Below are 17252 nucleotides of genomic sequence, written 5' to 3'. Positions count from 1 at the left end.
TTAAGAATGGATAAAAAATCCCCGATTCAGTAATGCGGGGATTTTAATTAATATTTCGCCAAAGTATTACTTCAACCACCCCTGCTGGTGGGCGTTATCCAGATGGCTGCGGATGTGCAGCCAAAGTTCCGGGTGGATTTCGGCGATAAAGGAATTACGCGCCAGAACCTGTTCCAGACGAATGTTATTTTCTACCCAGCTCTGACCCTGATTATTCAGGTTCATGACCATCGGCATGACGCGGTCAATCACCAGCGCAAAGCGCGCTTCCGGCGTTTCTCCGGCTTCGTATTCGTTCCACAAATCCAGAAATTGTGTGCTCAGCGGCGCAGGCAGCAGGCCGAACAGGCGTTTGGCGGCGATCACTTCCTGATCGTGAACGGCAGCGCGGGCGGCGAGGTCATAAACGATGACGTCACCGGCGTCGATTTCCACGATGTCGTGGATTAGCGCGATGCGGATGACTTTATTGATATCCACGCCTTCCGGCGCAAAAGGTGCCAGAGACATGGCTGCAACGGCGAAATGCCAGCTGTGTTCCGCAGAGTTTTCCTGACGTTCGGTGCCCAGCACTTTTGTGCGGCGTTGCACGCTTTTCAGCTTGTCGATTTCCATCAGGAACTGAAAAACTTCGGTCATTGCGCCAAAATTCAGCGGGGAAGTTGCTACGGACATGGTCAAACCTTAGTCAAATTGACGGCATTATGAAGAGCATTATCAGAGATTTCCGGTACACCTTAATCGGTTGATGTAAAAAAATCATGTTTTTGGGTGCGGAAAATGGCGCTGTCTTCAGAATGTCATATGGGTAAATTATAAACAAAGTGAATGAATTGAAGGGATTCCAGTCATTTGTGTAATGAAATGATGATCCGGCTAAGGGACTGTTACATCAGGAAATACTCAATTTAAGCGTACAGGTGTACACTGGAATCGTTCTCAGTTAATCTGCCTGTCGGCGTAATTTATAAACAGCGTCGGATTAACGTTATTTTATTGTTTTGCCTCGAGGGTTCTCATCGTATGGGTAAGTCATCACCACAGGGATATCCGTGGGCTGAAGAAATTGCCAACAGCCTGAGTCACGGCGTCGGGCTGGTGTTTGGGATTGTCGGCCTGGTCTTGTTACTGGTGCAGGCGGTCAGCGTAAACGCCAGCGCAATGGCGATCACCAGTTATAGTTTGTATGGCGGCAGCATGATTTTGCTGTATCTGGCCTCCACGTTGTATCACGCCATTCCGCATCAGAAAGCCAAATACTGGCTGAAAAAACTCGATCACTGCGCGATTTATCTGCTGATTGCCGGAACCTACACGCCGTTCCTGTTGATCGGACTGAATTCTCCCCTGGCGAAAGGGCTGATGGCGGTCATCTGGGGGCTGGCGTTGTTTGGCGTAATTTTTAAACTGGCGTTTGCGCACCGTTTTGAAGTGCTTTCGCTGATCACCTACCTGACCATGGGCTGGCTGTCGCTGATTGTGATTTATCAGCTGGCGACCAAATTGTCTCTCGGCGGCGTGACGTTGCTGGCGGTGGGCGGCGTGGTGTACACGCTGGGTGTCATTTTCTATGCATCGAAACGCTTCCGTTTTGGCCACGCCATCTGGCACGGTTTTGTGCTGGGCGGCAGCGCCTGCCACTTTCTGGCGATCTACTTCTACGTGTAAATAAAACGATGAGTTGAAAATGAAAGCGGAGCCATGTGCTCCGCTTTTTTGTGCCTGCTATTTGCCGGACCACCATTGCACCAGCGACGGCACCGGACGCAAATCATAATGCGGTTCGCCCAGCAGATGGTTCAGGATCCTGGCCGAACGCCACGCGGTCAGCGTCAGCTGGCCTTCGGCGCTGCCGTGGCTGTGGATACCGGCATTCACCGCGTAAATCCGGTTCTGCTCCGGGCCGTCCCAGCGCAGGTTGAAGTTGGGCAGCAACGGCAAATGCTGTTCGCGGTCGTACGGAATTCTGTCGAGCATTGGCGCGAGATAATCCGGCAAACCGGGGCGATAACCGGTGGCGAGAATGACGATATCGCCGCTGAAATGTTCCTCGCATTTCTCCAGCCCGTGTTTCGCCTGCAAACTGAAATCCCCGGAAGCGTTACGCACGATATGATCCAGCGCGCGGTGCGGTAGCAAACGCACGTTGCGCGGCTGATGCAACACGTCAAAGCGGTGATACAGCTGCTTATAAATGTCTTCCAGCGTGTGATAACTGATGCCGTCGGAAGGCAGTTTCTGCGTTCTGATCTCCTGCTCGCGCACGTCTTCGGGAAGCGTGTAGAAGTAATTCACATACTCGGGTGTGAAATATTCATTAGTGAAAATCGACTCATCCAGCGGCTGAAAATTCGGGCGTCGCGACAACCAGCTCAGCTCCGCGAATTCGCCCCAGTGGCCGCCCAGCGCATTGAGAATAATGTCTGCGCCGCTTTGGCCACCGCCGACCACAATGACGCGCTTGCCGGTGAAATCCGGTTCACGTAATTCAATTTCCGCCGCGTGGAAACAGTTTTCCCCCAGCGCCGCGCGTGCCGGTTTGGGGATCCACGGCGCGTGGCCGGTGCCGAGGCAAATGTTGCGCGCGCGGTGCTCGCCTTTATCGCCCTGCACCACAAATTCCTGCTTTTTATCATCGAAATCAATACGCTCAATCGGCTCGGAAAAATGCAGGCCGGGAATGCGGTCACACGCCCAGCGCAGATAATCTGAGAATTCATCGCGGCTGATGATCAGCTGTTCCGTCGCCAGAAAACGGTAAATCTTCTTCTGCTCAACCAGATAGTTGATAAAGGAGAATTCGCTGCGCGGCGCGACCGTTGTCACCAGATCCTGCAAAACGTAGGTCTGCATGGTGGCTGTCGGCAATAACATGCCGGGATGCCAGCTGAATTCCGGGTTGGCATCAAAAAAAGCCGTGTTAAGTTTCGCGGTATCCTTCGCCATGGCGGCCAGGCTCAGATTAAACGGGCCGATGCCAATACCAATCAAATCCTTCGCGGGCATCTTTCTGTTCCTTATGTGTTTTAGAAAAGACAGTGAAGTGCTTTAAGCATAGGTCAGCCGCCGCAAGCTGACATTTTTCTCGAAAACAGAAAGAAAACTTCATAGACTCAGACACTTCGCCCGTTTCCAAAAGATGAACAAAAGGATCCGTTATGACCCGCCTGCGCCGTTTTAAACAAGTTGATGTGTTTACCGCTGAGCCGCTGAAAGGCAATGCACTGGCCGTAATCCTGGATGCCGAGGGGCTGACCGACGCCGAAATGTTCGCCATGGCGCGCTGGACCAATCTTGCGGAAACCGCTTTTGTGCTTAAACCTGCTTCGCCGAAAGCCGATTACCGCGTGCGTATTTTTACCACCGACAAAGAGCTGCCGTTTGCCGGACATCCGACGCTGGGCACGGCGTATGCGCTGTTGCAAAGCGGGCTGAAGCCTAAAAATCCGGGCCATCTGATACAGGAATGCGGCGTCGGGCTGGTTCAGGTTAACCAGCTTGCCGAAGGCGGGCAGGCGTTTTCTGCACCGCCGGCGGCGATGAAACCGCTGGCGGCTGAGCACAATGCATTGCTGGCGACCGCGCTGCGCGGTGGCAAAATTCAGGCAGACGTCACGCCGGTGGCGGCAGACATGGGCATTATCTGGCTGGTGGTGCGTATGGAAAGTGCGCAGGATTGTCTGAACATCACGGCTGACGCAGCGGCTATCAGCGAGCTGCAAACGCGCCTCGGCGTGAACGGCATTGCGGTTTACGGTTTGCACGATAAAAACGGCCCGGCGGATTATGAAGTGCGGGCGCTGATCGACGAAGACGGCGTGCTGAAAGAAGATCCGGTCACGGGCAGCGCGAATGCCTGCCTGGCGCGGGTGCTGAAAGCGGCGGGATTCCCGGACGGCGCTCATATGGCCGAAAGTTACCGCGTCCGTCAGGGCACAAAACTTCAGCGCGATGGCCGTGTGACAGTCACTTTCGTGGATGGCGAGCCGTGGATCGGCGGCGATACCTGTACGCTGATCGACGGCACGTTAGATCTCTGATCAGCGCGGCGTCAGCCCTTGTTGCGCCGTCTGTAACAGATGAATAAACGCCTGCATATACGGCGTGGCGTTCAGGTTATGGCGGTGCAGCAGCCAGGTGCGGTTCTTCACCGTCGTGCCATCGACGCTGACGGGCCGCCGGTAAAAATGCTCCGGCAGCGGTAAATACGTGGCGACAATCGCGTAGCCCAGCCCGTGCTCCACCATCGCCATACACACTTCGAGTTTATCGACTTCCATCGTGATGTTCGGCGCGTGCGAGAAATTGGCATTCCACCAGCGTTCAATCAGCTGCGTGACGTGCGCGCCGTGATGGATTTTTATCTGCGGCATGTGCGGAAGCAGCGCAAAATCAAAATCCTGACTGTTCACCAGCACATAGTCATCTTCTTCAATCAGATGCTTACCTTCCTTCCAGTTAAAATCATCTTTCACCAGCGCCATATCAATCTCGCCGCGCAGCAGCTTTTGAATAATATCTTCGCTGAATCCGCTCATCAGGCTGACGCGGATCCCCGGATGCGTCTGGCGAAACTGGCTCAGTAAAGGCGGCAGGCGATACGCCGCATAATTGCTGGAAACGCCCAGAGAGATTTCCCCTTGTTGCGCCTGATCCAGACTGTGCAGATTGAGTTTCAGTTGCTGTAAATCGCTGAGCACAGTCACCGCGTGCTGCGCGAGGTATTCCCCCTGCGCGCTGAAAACCAGCCCCTTTTGTCCTTCTTCAAATAAACGGATAGCCAGTTTGCGTTCGATCTGACGCAGGCGATAACTCAGGGCGGGCTGCGAGGTATAAAGCTGCTCGGCCGCGCGGGTAATATTTTTATGCTGATATACGGCGCGCAAAATCAGCCAGTCTTTTTCGTTCATGGATTTCCCCGGATTACTGCCCGCAAAGTCGAACACCATAAAATAATTTTTGCGTAAAAAGGGCAACAGATAAAAAGGCTCAATTTGACCAAAACCCCTAAAAGCCCTATTTCTGGAAGGCATAGAGGCAAAACAACGCAACGGCCAATTCACGCTTTCAGAAAATAATTTTTGGCTTTGCACCATCGCAGGGAATAAAACATGTCGGTTTGCACTACAGAAGAACAAAAGGCGCAGATTATCGCTGCCGTCGATTTACTGGCGGCTCAGGCGACGGAACTGGCGCTGAACATTCATGCCAATCCGGAGCTCAGTTTTGAAGAAGTGAATTCTGCGGCGGCGCTGATTGCGCCCCTGCGTGCGGCAGGTTTTGAGATTGAAGAAGAACTCGGCGGCTTGCCGACGGCGTTCCGCGCCACTTATGACAGCGGTAAACCGGGGCCGGTGATTGCCTTACTGGCCGAATATGACGCGCTGGTCAATCTGGGCCATGCCTGCGGACATAACCTGATCGGCACGGCTTCCGTGACGGCAGCGCTGGCGCTGAAACAGGTTTCGCAGTTTCTGACGGGCAGGCTGGAAGTGATCGGCACACCGGCGGAAGAGGAAGGCGGCGGCAAAATTATCCTCAGCGACAAAGGCATTTTTGACGATGCCGATGCGGTGATGATGTTCCATCCGCGCGATAAAACCATGGTGGTGCGCGGCGGGCTGGCGTGTGTCGATGCCGTCTTTAAATTTTATGGCAAAGCAGCGCATGCGGCGTCCGCGCCGCAAAACGGCATCAGCGCGCTGGATGCCGTCATCCACACTTTCAACGGAATTAACGCGTTACGTCAGCTTTTCACCGATGATGTGCGCGTTCACGGCATCATCACCGACGGCGGCAGCGCCACCAATATCGTTCCGGCCTACAGCGAAGCAAAATTCCTGATGCGCGCCGACACCGTGAAAGGTCTGGCCGCCGTGAAGCAAAAAGTCTTCGATGCGGCACGCGGCGCAGCGCTGATGACCGGCGCACGGCTGGAAATCGAAGAAGGGCTGACCTACGCCGAACGCAACAACAACCTCACGCTGGCCGGATTCTTCCAGCAAAACCTGGAAGCAATCGGCGTTGAAGTCGTTCCGCCTCCGCTGAAAGGCGGCATCGGTTCCTCCGATATCGGCAATGTCAGCCAGATTACGGCGGCGATCCACCCGTATATCCGTATCGGCGATGTCCTTCCTCACACGCCGGAATTTGCCGTTGCTGCCGGTTCAGAAGCCGGGTTGCAGGGCATGTTACAGGCCGCCAAAGCGCTGGCGATGACGGCTCTCGATTTATGTCAGGACGACACAAAGCTCCGCGCAGTCAGAGAAGAATTTTCAAACTGGCAGTCAAAACAATAACTTTGGGAAGAGAGGACAGAATAATGATGAAAAAAACACTGGCGGCTGCCGTTCTGGCACTGACCTTTGGCAGCGCGATGGCTCACGCAGACGGTGAAACCCTGCGCGTCGCCGCCGACATGGGCTATCCGCCATTCCAGTACCGTGATGCCAGCGGGACGCCGACCGGTTTTGAAATTGATATCACCAACGCCATCTGCGACGTGATGAAAGTGAAATGCGAGTTCGTGGTCAGCAGTTTTGACGCCGAAATTCCTTCCCTGCTCGCCAAGAAAGTCGATTTTATTTCGCCACAGGGCGCGACGGAAAAACGCCGTAAAGTGATTGATTTCAGCGATTTCGTTTATCACATTCCAACCAAACTGGTGGTGCAAAAAGGCAGCCCGCTGTTGCCGACGCCGGAGTCTTTGCAGGGTAAACGCATTGCGGTTCAGCAGGGATCGATTCAGGAAATGTACGCCAATACCTTCTGGCAGCCGAAAGGCGTCGATGTGGTGGCTTACGCCGATCAGGATACGATTTATCAGGATCTGGTCGCCGGGCGTTTAGACGGCGCGCTCAGCCCGGCGGTCGCCGTGACCTTCGGATTCCTCAATAAGCCGGAAGGGAAAAACTTTGAGCTGACCGGCCCGGAAGTGCGTGACGACAAAATATTCAGCATCGGCTCCTCCTACGGCGTGCGCAAAGACGACGCCAGAATCAAAGCGTTGCTCAACGACGGGCTGGCAAAAATTAAGGCCGACGGCACCTGGGAGAAGATCAAAGTGAAATATTTCGGCCCGCTGGACATGTCCGTTCATCAGCAGGGGAAAGCCGAATAATGCCACTGCGTCCGCCGGTTCGTGAACATTTACTGCCGCTGATGGACGGCCTGTTGCACGAGTTTTCCTCGCTGCACCGGCTTTCCGGTTGTGATGATGCTGAACTGGCGGCGCAGCGCATGGTGTCTTTATTGCAGGAACAGGGGCTGGATGCGCGCCTGATGCATTGCCCGTTGTATCTCAGCGATCCGCTGAGCGGCAGCCTGGAATTGTCCGGCAAACCCGGCTGGCGCTGTGAAGCGAAAACCCGTTCATTTTCCGCGCATTGCCCGCAGGGCGTGGAAGGGCGGGCTTTTTATGACGCAGAGGCCTGCGCGCCGCGTACCGATCTTCAGTGGAAAGCGTGGGCGCAGAACGTAAAAGGCAAAATCGTGATCGCCGGTCAGGGCTTTGAAGATTACGTGCAACGGCTGTGTGCCGCCGGTGCGCTCGGGCTGATCCATATCTGGGGTTCTGCGGAATCCGCGCTGCATGAAGAAACGGTCGGGCCGGTTTGGGGTACGCCGGAACCGGATGATTTTTTACGTTATCCGCGCCTGCCGGTGATTTCGGTCAATCAGCAGGACGGCCAGCGGTTGTTAGCAGAGCTTCAGAATAACCCGCTGATGGCGTTGAAAATGGCCACACAGCTGAATTATCACGTCGCCGAATGCAGCATGCCGGTGGTGGATATTCCCGGCAGCAGCCCGGAGTTTGTGCTTTTGTCCTCCCACTATGATTCCTGGCACGAGGGCGTGACCGATAACGCGACCGGCAATGCGCTGTGTCTGGCGATGGCGATCCATTTTTATCAGCAACGAGAGACGCTGTTGCGCGGGCTGCGGATTATCTGGTGGCCGGGGCATTCCAATGCCCGTTATGGCGGCTCGACGTGGTACGCCGACCGTTACCGACAGCAGCTGAAACAACATTGTGTGGCGCATATCAACGTGGATTCGCCGGGGTGTCTCGACGCCGTCAATGTGGTGCTGAATGCCAGTGGTTCTGAATCCCACAGGTTCTTAAACGCCGCCGTTGAAGCCGTGACCGGTGAACCGGCGCTGCGCATTACCGCGCTGGGAAAAGGCGGCGACCAGTCATTCTGGGGCTGCGGTTTACCGCTGCATTTTGCCTTCCGCGAAGTGCCTCAGGAAAAAACGACGCAGTCACCGGGCAGCGGTGGCGGCTGGTGGTGGCACACGGAAGCGGACACTTACGATAAGGTGGATCTGAATATTCTCTGGCGCGATACGCAAATTCACGCGCACTGGCTGGAAAGTTTACTGACGCAGCCCGTGCTGCCGCTGGATCCGCTGGCGTATCTTGAAAGTTTGCAGCACTCCCTCACGCAGCTTATCGCAGCTATTTCACCGGAATTCGACCTCGCGCCGGTGGCTGAAAAACTCAGGCAATTGCAGCCTGAACTGGAGAAACTGACGACACGCTGGATGGCGGATCCGCTCGTCTGGCAGCCGCAGCTAAAGCGGGTTATCGCAGATTTACATCGCCTGCGTTACAGCTCGGTTGATGATTTTCACTATGATCTGAGTTATCGCGGCGGCGCGTTTCCCGGCTTTCAGGAACTGGCTTCAGCCCGCAAAAATACGTCGCCCGAGATGTGGCTGATGATGACCACACGCTTCTGGCGCCAGCGGGATCGTGCACTGGCGCTGATTGAAAACGCAGACGCTATTTGTCGCTCATGATTTGAGATTTGCCGCTAAACTGACTGCTCATTTCTCTGTTAGCGTACCGAATGAGAAAGCAAGCGCCGGAGGGCGCACGGTGATTTCACGGCATAAGCTGTGAGTCATCCAGTCGGGAAATGTGAGGCAGACCATGTCAGGTAAAGCGCAAGTTCGTCACGATGCGGTATCGGGAAGTGCGGAAAGTCATCAGGCGCAGGATCCGCGCTGGCAGGCGGTTGTCAGTTGCGATGAGAAGGCCGACGGCCAGTTTGTGTATGCGGTAAAAACCACCGGTATTTACTGCGCGCCTTCGTGTCCGTCACGCCAGCCAAACCCGGAAAATATTGAATTCTACGATAATGCCGAAGCCGCCGAACAGGCCGGTTTTCGCCCGTGCAAACGCTGCCGTCAGGGGCTTATTTCACTGGCGCAGTTTCACGCTCAGCGCGTGGCGCAGGCCTGCCGGCTGCTTGAACAGTCAACCGAAATGCTCACGCTGAACCAGCTGTCGGCAGAAGTCGGCATCAGCGCTTATCATTTTCACCGTATATTCAAAGCCCAAACCGGTGTGACGCCAAAAGAATATCAGCAGGCGCAGCGCACGCGCCGCGTTCGTGAAAAGCTGACCGTTGCGCCGACAGTGACCGAAGCGGTTCACTCCGCCGGGTATTCATCCGATGGCCGGTTTTATGAAACGTCGGGCACGGTGCTGGGCATGACGCCGCAATCATTCCGCGCCGGTGGCCGTGATGTTCGCGTATGGTTTGCCATCGGGCACTCTTCGCTCGGCGAGATTTTAGTCGCTGAAAGCCAGCGCGGAATTTGTGCCATTTTGCTGGGCGATGATCCGGAAAAGCTGATCGCTGAATTACAAAACAGTTTCCCGCAAGCTGAACTGGTCGGCGGCGATCCTGATTTTGAGCAGCGTATTGCCGTGATCGTCGGCTTTGTCGAACAGCCGCAAATCGGGCTGGATTTGCCACTGGATATTCGCGGTACGGCTTTTCAGCAGCGCGTCTGGCAGGCATTGCGCGATATTCCAGCCGGAACGACCGCCAGCTACGCCGATATTGCCCGCAAAATTGGCTCGCCAAAATCCGTTCGCGCCGTGGCCGGTGCCTGTGCGGCGAACCTGCTGGCCGTTGCCATTCCCTGCCATCGCATCGTGAAAACAGACGGGAATATTTCCGGCTACCGCTGGGGCGTGGAAAGAAAGCGTACATTGTTAGCGCGGGAAGAAAAAGCCTGACTATACTCAGCTGACTTTTCTACCACCGGATTTTTTGATGACGAGGGACGCCGTGCCTGTTTTTTCTTTGCGCGAAGCTGCGCCAGAAGATATTAATGAACTTGCCGGATTGCACGTCGCTATCTGGCGTGAAACCTACCGCGAACTCGCCCCGGCGGAAGCTTTCGCTGCGCTGGATGTGCCACGCCGTAAAGCTTTCTGGCAGGATAAATTTGATCATCCCGCAGCCGGGCAGGGTATTTTTCTGGCTGAAGCCAACGGAAGACTGGCCGGATTTTGCCTGACCTCGGCATCATCTAACCCTGATTTTGGCGAGATGGCCGAAATCAAATTCCTGTATGTTTCCGGCGATTTTAAGCGTCAGGGCATCGGGAAACGGTTAATCAGTAAAGCGGCTCAGCATCTTATTGCCGAGGGGTATCGCGGCGTCGGACTTGGCGTAGTGGAAGGCAACGAACCGGCAATCCGGTTTTACAGTGCGCTGGGTGGCCGCGAAGCGGGGCGATATACCGACTCCGGGCCGCTCTGGCGTTCGCGAAATATCCTTTATGCGTGGCCGGATATTACGTTGCTGTCTGCCGCGTAAATCTGCCGTGTAAATTCGCTGTTTAAATCTGCCAGGCAAAGAAAGTGCCCGCGTCAGTGAATTCCGCGGGCTATTTTTTATTTACGCAGTTCTTCCAGACGCTGCTTCTGCTGGCCTTCCGCAGAGAAGTTGTCGGCGCTCAGCCAGCGGTCAAATGCCGTTTTCGATTCCGGCCATTCGCTGTCGATGACGGAATACCAGCAGGTATCACGGTTGTGGCTGCGCAGGACGATAGCCTGGCGGAATGTGCCTTCGTATTGAAAACCGAACCGTAATGCCGCCTGTTTAGACGGTTCATTCAGGCTGTGGCATTTCCATTCGCAGCGGCGGTATTTCAGCGTATCGAACAGATAACGTTGCAGCAGATAAATCGCTTCGGTGCCAAAACGCGTGCGCTTCATCAGCGGTGACCAGTTTACCCAACCAATTTCCGCAACGCCGTTCACCGGGTCGATACGCATCAGCGATACGCTGCCGACGGCGCGGCCTGTGGCGTTATCCACCACGGCGAAAAACAACGGATCTTCACTTTTGACCTGCTGCGAAATAAACAGATCGCATTCAGCCTGCGTCGCCGGGCGGTCAACGGAAAGGTAGGTCCAGTCACTGCCGTTATCAATGCTGTGCCAGGCGTTAAACAGATCCTGACTGTGGCGTTCGCAACTCAGTGGCTCCAGGCGACACCAGGTGCCATTAAGCTGAACGCGTGATGGACGTTCGCGAGGTTGCCAGTCGGGAAGGGCGTCGCCCACGGGCTGACCAAAGTGGTTGAGGGTTGTCATCATCTTTTCCATTTCACTATCAGAGAGCTTTCCATAAAATCAGAATGGCGATTGGGCTGCAACCGGTGAGATGCCAAAGAGCTGAAAAGCGGAGAAAAAACCTCCGCTTTTAATCTATGAAGGCGGTAAATCTCATGCTGGTTATAAACGACCAGCACTGCCACAGACTTTTATCTTTTCCTCCACTACTTTTTGCATAGCCAGCTTTCCGGGAACGATATATTTGCGCGGATCGTTCGCGTCAGGATGCGCTGTAAAATAGTCTTTTACTGCATCGGCAAAGGCAATTTTCAATTCAGTCGCGACATTGACTTTGCAGATCCCAAGCGCAATCGCCTCATGGATCATGTCATTCGGGATCCCGGACGCGCCATGCAGCACCAGGGGAATATCGACCAGTTGACGAATTTGCTCCAGACGGCGGAAATCCAGTTTGGGCGTGCCAAGATATAAGCCGTGCGCTGAACCAATGGCGACTGCCAGAGAATCGATACGGGTGGATTCCACAAAGTGCCTGGCGACAACCGGATCAGTAAAGAAGCTGTCGCCTTCCTCAACGACCAGATCGTCTTCCTGCCCGCCAAGCCGCCCAAGTTCGGCCTCTACGCTCGCGTCAAAGGCATGGCACAAACGCACCGCATCGCGCACCTTTTCAATGTTTTCTGCCAGCGGGAAATGTGAGGCGTCGATCATGACGGATCGGATCCCCGAGCGGACTTTCGCCGCGATGTCTTCCAGTTCCTCATGATGATCAAGATGCAGTGCCAGCGGAATACGGTTTTTCCGTGCTGCTTCCTGACATATCGAAATCAGGTACCGGGTTCCCGCATAACTGAATGTGCCGGGTGTTCCGGCGAGTATGACCGGAGAGCTCATCGCGGCCGCCGTTTCGGCCACAACCTGTACCGTTTCCATATTGTGGATATTGAATGCCGGAACCGCATAACCTTCGCGCTGCGCCGCCAGCAGCATTTCTCTGTTTGAGATCAGATACATGAATTTAGCTCCTTGTTAAATCCAGCAGGATTTTGCCCGCCATAGGTTTTCCCTTCAGGGCGGTAACTTCTTTGGCAAATTCCTCCGGGTCGCCAAGACAGCCAATGAGCGGTGTCAGATTTATTTTCTGTTCCGCGAAAAGCTGCGTTGCGAGCTGCCATTCACTGCCGGGCCAGGGCGCGGAATAATTCATCCAGCTGCCGAGTAACGTCAGCTCTTTACGCAAGATATGGCTGAAGGTTGCCACATTCAGGGTCAGATCTTTATGCAGCGTACCGACCAGCGTGACCTGCGCTTTCGGGCCCGCAATGTCGAGAGCCAGCGCGACGGTTTGCGGCGTGCCAGCGGTTTCGATAATCAGCTGATTAAAACGACGCTCCTGACTTTGCTGGCGGATTTCATCAGCGTTCAGCATGGCGCTGTTGAAGCTATGGCTTGCACCGGTTTCCAGAGCAAGCGCCAGCCGCTGAGGGTTGATGTCTATGGCGGTCACGGAATGCGCACCCAGGGCGCTTGCGGCCTGAATGATCAACTGACCGATCGTCCCTGCACCAATCACGACGACTTCTTTGCCTTCACAACCACCGGCCAGTTTCAGTGCGTGTAAACCCACGGTGATCGGTTCCAGAAATGCGCCCTGTAAAAGAGAAGCGTTTTCCGGCAGCCGGAAGAGATTTTTTCTCGGCGCGACCACATATTCCGCATGGCCGCCATCGCGGCGGGAGCCGATAAACTGGTAGTGCTTACATTGTGAATAGGCTTCTTTTTTGCATTCTTCACACTGGAAGCAGGGGAGCAGAGGAACGCACGCCACAGCATCACCTTCCTGTAAATCATGAACTTCGCCACCTGTGCTGACCACGTAACCACTGAATTCATGGCCGAGCGTAATCGGATAATAATGCGAAGAGTTGGCAAAAATACGCGGAATATCAGAGCCGCACAGGCCGGAATACGCAACGCGAACTAACACATCATCGGGCGCGCTTAATACAGGATTTGCCTTTTCCTCGACGGTAATTGTTCCGCCCTGATGTACAACTACAGATTGCATCATTGTTTCCTTAAGGCGGAGGTAACCCTCCGCCTGGATGAGGGTTAAGCGCTGGCCAGTGCAGCCGCTGCCTGTTTTTCAGCCCGGGTAAAATTACGGGCACGTCGCCATGTGAGGAATACACCCACGGCGTAAATGACGCCGATGATGCTGAGCCCCGCGATGTTTTTCAGCGTACAAAGTTGGATCAGAAGATAGGTAATCGGAGAACCGCCCTGATCCATGGATGCCACCCGGCCACCGGCTGTGAGAGCACCGGCATTTGCCGCGAGCTGCGTATGCAGGTCGATAGTCTGCGTCGCAATCCAGAGGGTGATACTCATGATGATGCAGCCCGAAATCAGCGTGCGGAACAGGTTCCCCTGATGCACGGCAACCGCAATTGCCACAAAGAAACCGATTGTTGCCAGATCCCCAAACGGCAGAACCTGATTTCCCGGTACCAGCACCGCAATCAAAATCGTTAATGGAATAAAGATCAGGCTGGCAGAAACGACGGCGGTATGGCCGAGCAAAAGCGCAGGATCCAGACCAATCAGGAACTCCTGTCCACCGAAACGGGCTTGCAGTCGTGTACGGGCATGGCGGGCAATAGGTGTTAACCCATCCATGATCGGTTTAATCACCCGTGGCATCAGCAGCATGACGGCAGCCGTTTTGACGGCCAACTGCAATACGCCTTTGATGTCATATCCGGCGAGATAGCCAATAATCAGACCCATGACAAAACCCACGGTGACGGGTTCTCCGAACGGGCCAAAGCGTTTCTGAACATCGTCGGCGCTGAAGTGGATTTTGTTCAGACCCGGGATTTTCTCAATAAGGGTATCGACCAGCACGGCAATCGGGCCGAGATAAGCCGAGGAGCCGTGCGGGATAGCGATGCCTTCAAGGTTGAAGAAATCGCGGGTATCTTTCGCAAACCAGTCGCCCAGTTTGTAGATGAATGCCGCGTGAACCACGACGCCCATGATCCCCAGCCAGTATGATCCGGTTGCCAGATGCAGCATGGCGCCGGTGAATGTCATGTGCCAGATGTTCCAGATATCGACGTTGACGACGCGTGTCATGCGGGTCAGCAGCATCACGATATTCACCCCGATAGCAATCGGAATGGCGACCAGCGCAATTTGGGATGCCCAGGTCATCGGTGATGAGCCCGGCCAGCCGATATCCACCACTTGCAGGTTGATTTCAAAATGCTCGGCCATCGCTTTTGCCGCAGGCCCGATGGAATCGAGCATGAGGCCAATGACCAGACCGATCCCGACGAAGCCGATGCCAATGTGAATGGCTGATTTAAATGAGTCCCCCAGTTTCATGCCCAAGATCAGGGAGAAAATGATGATGACGCCGGGCAACATGACTGTCGGCCCGAGATCGAGGATGTAGCGCATTATTTCGGTAAACATGGCTTACTCCTGCAACAGGGTCAGTATTTGCTCACGCAACGCATCCATGCCGACGCCAGAAATGAACGGCATCCCATGTACCAGCGGAATCGCACCGAACTTGCGGTCAACTCTGGCCGTGGTGCAAATCAGATGCGCACCGTCCATGTAGGTTTCGATCTCAGTGACGCGGCACTGGACGAGATCCACTTCAATATTATGTGCTGCGCATAACTCTTTGATTTCCTCTGCTGCCAGAGTGGAAGTGGCAACGGCTCCGCCACAGGCGACAATGATTTTTCGCTTCACGGTAAGGCTCCTTGATGCTTTGTTTTAATGTTTTTAAGTAAGGTGTAGAGGAGGTGCTTCGGTTGGTAACGGCTTCAGATATAAACGGGAGAAATTTTCTCTTCAGCCGGTAAGAAAACCTGTTGCTCAAAGAGGGATGCCAGCTGATTTTCTGGCGCAGTAAGCAGTTTTTCTAAAAATTCCGGCTTCTGTAGCTGACTGAAAAGTTGACGTAACAAGCTCAGCTGTTCTGACGGATGTGTGACGATAAGCGCCACAATCAGAGAAGCAGGAACGGTGCCTTCATCATCAGCCTGAAAGAATTCAACGGGAGCATCCGGGCGAATCAGGTAGATAGCCGGGCTCCGGGCATGGCTGGCTTCGCAGTGCGGAATAGCGACTGCATGCTCTTCAAGCTGAATGCCCGTCGGGAATTCGGCCTCGCGATTCAGCAGCGCCTGCGGATAGGTGCTTTCAACCACACCAGCTTTGACCATGCTTTCTCCGATGTGGGCCAAGGCTTCCAGATAATCCGTGAAGGCAATATTTGTTTTGACGAAGATTTCGCAGTTAAGCATTGCTGCAGGCCTCCGCGCTGACGGGCTGCGGGGAACAGCCGTAATGGTAGGCGCGCAGAACGTCCTGAATTTTATCAATAATCAGTTCGTGAGGATCGCTGGTCAGTTTATTCGCCATCACCCGTTCAAATTGCGCGGGGAGATATTGGCTCAGCAGGCCCAGCGGGATTTCCACAGATTTTAAATTGGCGATCAGCGCTTCCATAGCCCGGTTGATGCGGGCATTGGGCCAGTAATAACGAATGCGATCTGAAAGGCTGAAATGCAGGTCGATCAGCGAAAGGCTGAATGTCGGGTTGTAGTATTTTTTCCAGTAAACCGGTTCGTCCAGCATGACACCGTCGATCACGGTCAGTATCTGGCTGCGGGATTCAGGGGCGATCAGCACCTGTTCGATATTCGCCAGAGCAAAAACGGCTTCACGAAGGGCAAAGGTTAAAGCAGGCCCGACTTTCAGAATGGCAAAGTGATCCTCAACCAGATGACGATAGGATTCACGGGTTTGGTAATCGGTTGAATGTGCTTCATACACCAGCGGAGTCGTTGTTATATATGCCGATAATCCTTCAGCGAGTTTCGGCTGATAGTGGATCACACGGCTATGATCAAACTCTACACCTGGCTGCACAACAACGGCGATGATCCGTTCAATTGCCGCCTCAAGCTCCATTTCCCGGAAAGCCTGATGATGCATTTCGAGCGTAGCTTGCGCGTCTTTCGACTCGGTCACATGAACATGCTGGATAGCAGAAGCTTCTCCGCCAGGAACCGGAACTTCGGTGCCAATGACGTAAGTCAGCGAGCGTTTCTGTTGGGGTGTTGCTACACGTTCGGCCACCTGACACAGACGTGCTGCGCGCTGAGCGACAACAAAAGGATCAAGCGGAACCGGATCGTCTGCGCATGACATTGACGCGTCCAGATGGATTTTGCTGAAACCGGCTTCAACATATTGCGCTATCAGCACTTCTGCCTTAGACATTGCAGTTTCAGCATCTTCAATTTGCCAGCAGTTTGGCCCCAGATGGTCCCCTCCCAGAATGAGTCGCTGCACCGGGAATCCGACTTTTTCCGCAATCGCGAGAACGAAATCCCGAAAATCGATCGGCAGCATTCCTGTATAGCCACCAAACTGGTTCACCTGATTGGAGGTGGCTTCGATCAGCACTTTACGATTGGTGCGGAGATCTTCCCGCAGGGCGGCTTCGATTACCAAAGGATGTGCAGAGCAGACAGAACAAATCCCGGTGCTTTCGCCTTGCTTATGTTTTTCGATAATATCTTTCATATTGGCCTCCGTTTGTTTTCGAAGATACTCATATCATTTCGAAAGCCAAACAATAGCGTTTTACAGAATTCGTGACAGTGATCGAAATATTTCGTAAGGTTGTTGCATTCGTTTTCTTTCGACTTCCAGGTTGTGTCGTAATATGAAAGCAATCAAAGCCTGGCGGGCAAGGTGATATCACGTTTCACAATGTCGGGATTTTTTTCTCCTCTTAATGACGCCTTTTGTTTACACTGTCCGCAATACAGTCTTT

General features: G+C 54.1%; 17 protein-coding genes. 7 read left to right on the top strand and 10 right to left on the bottom strand.

What is annotated here, in order from left to right; genetic code table 11:
* Positions 1 to 66: 66 nt before the first annotated feature.
* The gene (locus tag IV433_RS06785) at positions 67 to 675 is read right to left on the bottom strand and encodes an HD domain-containing protein (protein ID WP_195813896.1); all 609 of its coding nucleotides are present in this window, start codon (positions 673 to 675) and stop codon (positions 67 to 69) included.
* 348 nt (positions 676 to 1023) lie between these two features.
* Between IV433_RS06785 and trhA the strand changes: the two genes are divergently transcribed.
* Positions 1024 to 1668 carry a PAQR family membrane homeostasis protein TrhA gene (gene trhA, locus IV433_RS06780; RefSeq protein WP_195813897.1) on the top strand — a complete coding sequence of 215 codons (645 nt, stop codon included), beginning with the start codon at positions 1024 to 1026 and terminating at the stop codon, positions 1666 to 1668.
* A 57-nt stretch (positions 1669 to 1725) separates the two neighbouring features.
* Here the strand turns inward: trhA and IV433_RS06775 are convergent, their stop codons facing one another.
* Positions 1726 to 3006 carry a lysine N(6)-hydroxylase/L-ornithine N(5)-oxygenase family protein gene (locus tag IV433_RS06775; RefSeq protein WP_195813898.1) on the bottom strand — a complete coding sequence of 427 codons (1281 nt, stop codon included), beginning with the start codon at positions 3004 to 3006 and terminating at the stop codon, positions 1726 to 1728.
* Positions 3007 to 3158: 152 nt separating this feature from the next.
* Here IV433_RS06775 and IV433_RS06770 point away from each other — a divergent pair, with 152 nt between their 5' ends.
* Positions 3159 to 4040, top strand: a complete 882-nt coding sequence (locus IV433_RS06770; protein WP_195813899.1) for a PhzF family phenazine biosynthesis protein — start codon at positions 3159 to 3161, stop codon at positions 4038 to 4040.
* Here IV433_RS06770 and IV433_RS06765 read toward each other — a convergent pair whose 3' ends face one another.
* The gene (locus IV433_RS06765; protein ID WP_229893271.1) at positions 4041 to 4949 is read right to left on the bottom strand and encodes a LysR family transcriptional regulator; all 909 of its coding nucleotides are present in this window, start codon (positions 4947 to 4949) and stop codon (positions 4041 to 4043) included. It lies immediately after the preceding gene.
* 162 nt (positions 4950 to 5111) lie between these two features.
* Between IV433_RS06765 and IV433_RS06760 the strand changes: the two genes are divergently transcribed.
* The 5 genes from IV433_RS06760 (at position 5112) to IV433_RS06740 (ending at position 10622) form a co-directional block, all read left to right on the top strand.
* On the top strand, positions 5112 to 6299 hold the full coding sequence (locus IV433_RS06760; RefSeq protein WP_195813900.1) for a M20 family metallopeptidase: 1188 nt from the start codon (positions 5112 to 5114) through the stop codon (positions 6297 to 6299).
* 23 nt (positions 6300 to 6322) lie between these two features.
* On the top strand, positions 6323 to 7120 hold the full coding sequence (locus IV433_RS06755) for a transporter substrate-binding domain-containing protein (RefSeq protein ID WP_195813901.1): 798 nt from the start codon (positions 6323 to 6325) through the stop codon (positions 7118 to 7120).
* Positions 7120 to 8805 (top strand): M28 family peptidase, encoded by a 1686-nt coding sequence (locus tag IV433_RS06750; protein WP_195813902.1) that lies wholly within the window; start codon positions 7120 to 7122, stop codon positions 8803 to 8805. The genes IV433_RS06755 and IV433_RS06750 overlap by 1 nt, the downstream gene beginning before the upstream one ends.
* 133 nt (positions 8806 to 8938) lie before the next feature.
* Positions 8939 to 10036 (top strand): bifunctional DNA-binding transcriptional regulator/O6-methylguanine-DNA methyltransferase Ada, encoded by a 1098-nt coding sequence (gene ada, locus IV433_RS06745; RefSeq protein WP_195813903.1) that lies wholly within the window; start codon positions 8939 to 8941, stop codon positions 10034 to 10036.
* 37 nt (positions 10037 to 10073) lie between these two features.
* Positions 10074 to 10622, top strand: a complete 549-nt coding sequence (locus IV433_RS06740; RefSeq protein WP_229893270.1) for a GNAT family N-acetyltransferase — start codon at positions 10074 to 10076, stop codon at positions 10620 to 10622.
* Positions 10623 to 10699: 77 nt separating this feature from the next.
* Here the strand turns inward: IV433_RS06740 and IV433_RS06735 are convergent, their stop codons facing one another.
* From IV433_RS06735 to gatZ, 7 genes are all read right to left on the bottom strand, one after another.
* Entirely contained in the window at positions 10700 to 11404 is a 705-nt protein-coding gene (locus IV433_RS06735) for a GNAT family N-acetyltransferase (protein ID WP_195813988.1), read from the bottom strand.
* Between the two features lie 141 nt (positions 11405 to 11545).
* Positions 11546 to 12400, bottom strand: a complete 855-nt coding sequence (locus tag IV433_RS06730; protein ID WP_195813904.1) for a tagatose bisphosphate family class II aldolase — start codon at positions 12398 to 12400, stop codon at positions 11546 to 11548.
* 4 nt (positions 12401 to 12404) lie between these two features.
* Positions 12405 to 13454 carry a galactitol-1-phosphate 5-dehydrogenase gene (gatD, locus tag IV433_RS06725; RefSeq protein WP_195813905.1) on the bottom strand — a complete coding sequence of 350 codons (1050 nt, stop codon included), beginning with the start codon at positions 13452 to 13454 and terminating at the stop codon, positions 12405 to 12407.
* 44 nt (positions 13455 to 13498) lie between these two features.
* Positions 13499 to 14866 (bottom strand): galactitol-specific PTS transporter subunit IIC, encoded by a 1368-nt coding sequence (locus IV433_RS06720; protein ID WP_195813906.1) that lies wholly within the window; start codon positions 14864 to 14866, stop codon positions 13499 to 13501.
* A 3-nt stretch (positions 14867 to 14869) separates the two neighbouring features.
* Positions 14870 to 15154 carry a PTS galactitol transporter subunit IIB gene (gene gatB, locus IV433_RS06715; protein WP_195813907.1) on the bottom strand — a complete coding sequence of 95 codons (285 nt, stop codon included), beginning with the start codon at positions 15152 to 15154 and terminating at the stop codon, positions 14870 to 14872.
* A gap of 74 nt (positions 15155 to 15228) precedes the next feature.
* Complete coding sequence (gene gatA / locus IV433_RS06710) at positions 15229 to 15711, bottom strand: PTS galactitol transporter subunit IIA (protein ID WP_195813908.1); 483 nt, start codon at positions 15709 to 15711, stop codon at positions 15229 to 15231.
* A complete protein-coding gene (gene gatZ, locus IV433_RS06705; RefSeq protein WP_195813909.1) occupies positions 15704 to 16999 on the bottom strand; it encodes a tagatose-bisphosphate aldolase subunit GatZ in 1296 nt (431 codons plus the stop codon). The genes gatA and gatZ overlap by 8 nt, the downstream gene beginning before the upstream one ends.
* Positions 17000 to 17252 lie beyond the last annotated feature (253 nt).

The sequence above is a fragment of the Rahnella laticis genome (genome assembly GCF_015644585.1).
In the GTDB taxonomy this organism is placed as follows: Bacteria; Pseudomonadota; Gammaproteobacteria; order Enterobacterales; family Enterobacteriaceae; genus Rahnella; species Rahnella laticis.
This window is presented reverse-complemented; position numbering and strand designations above follow the sequence as displayed.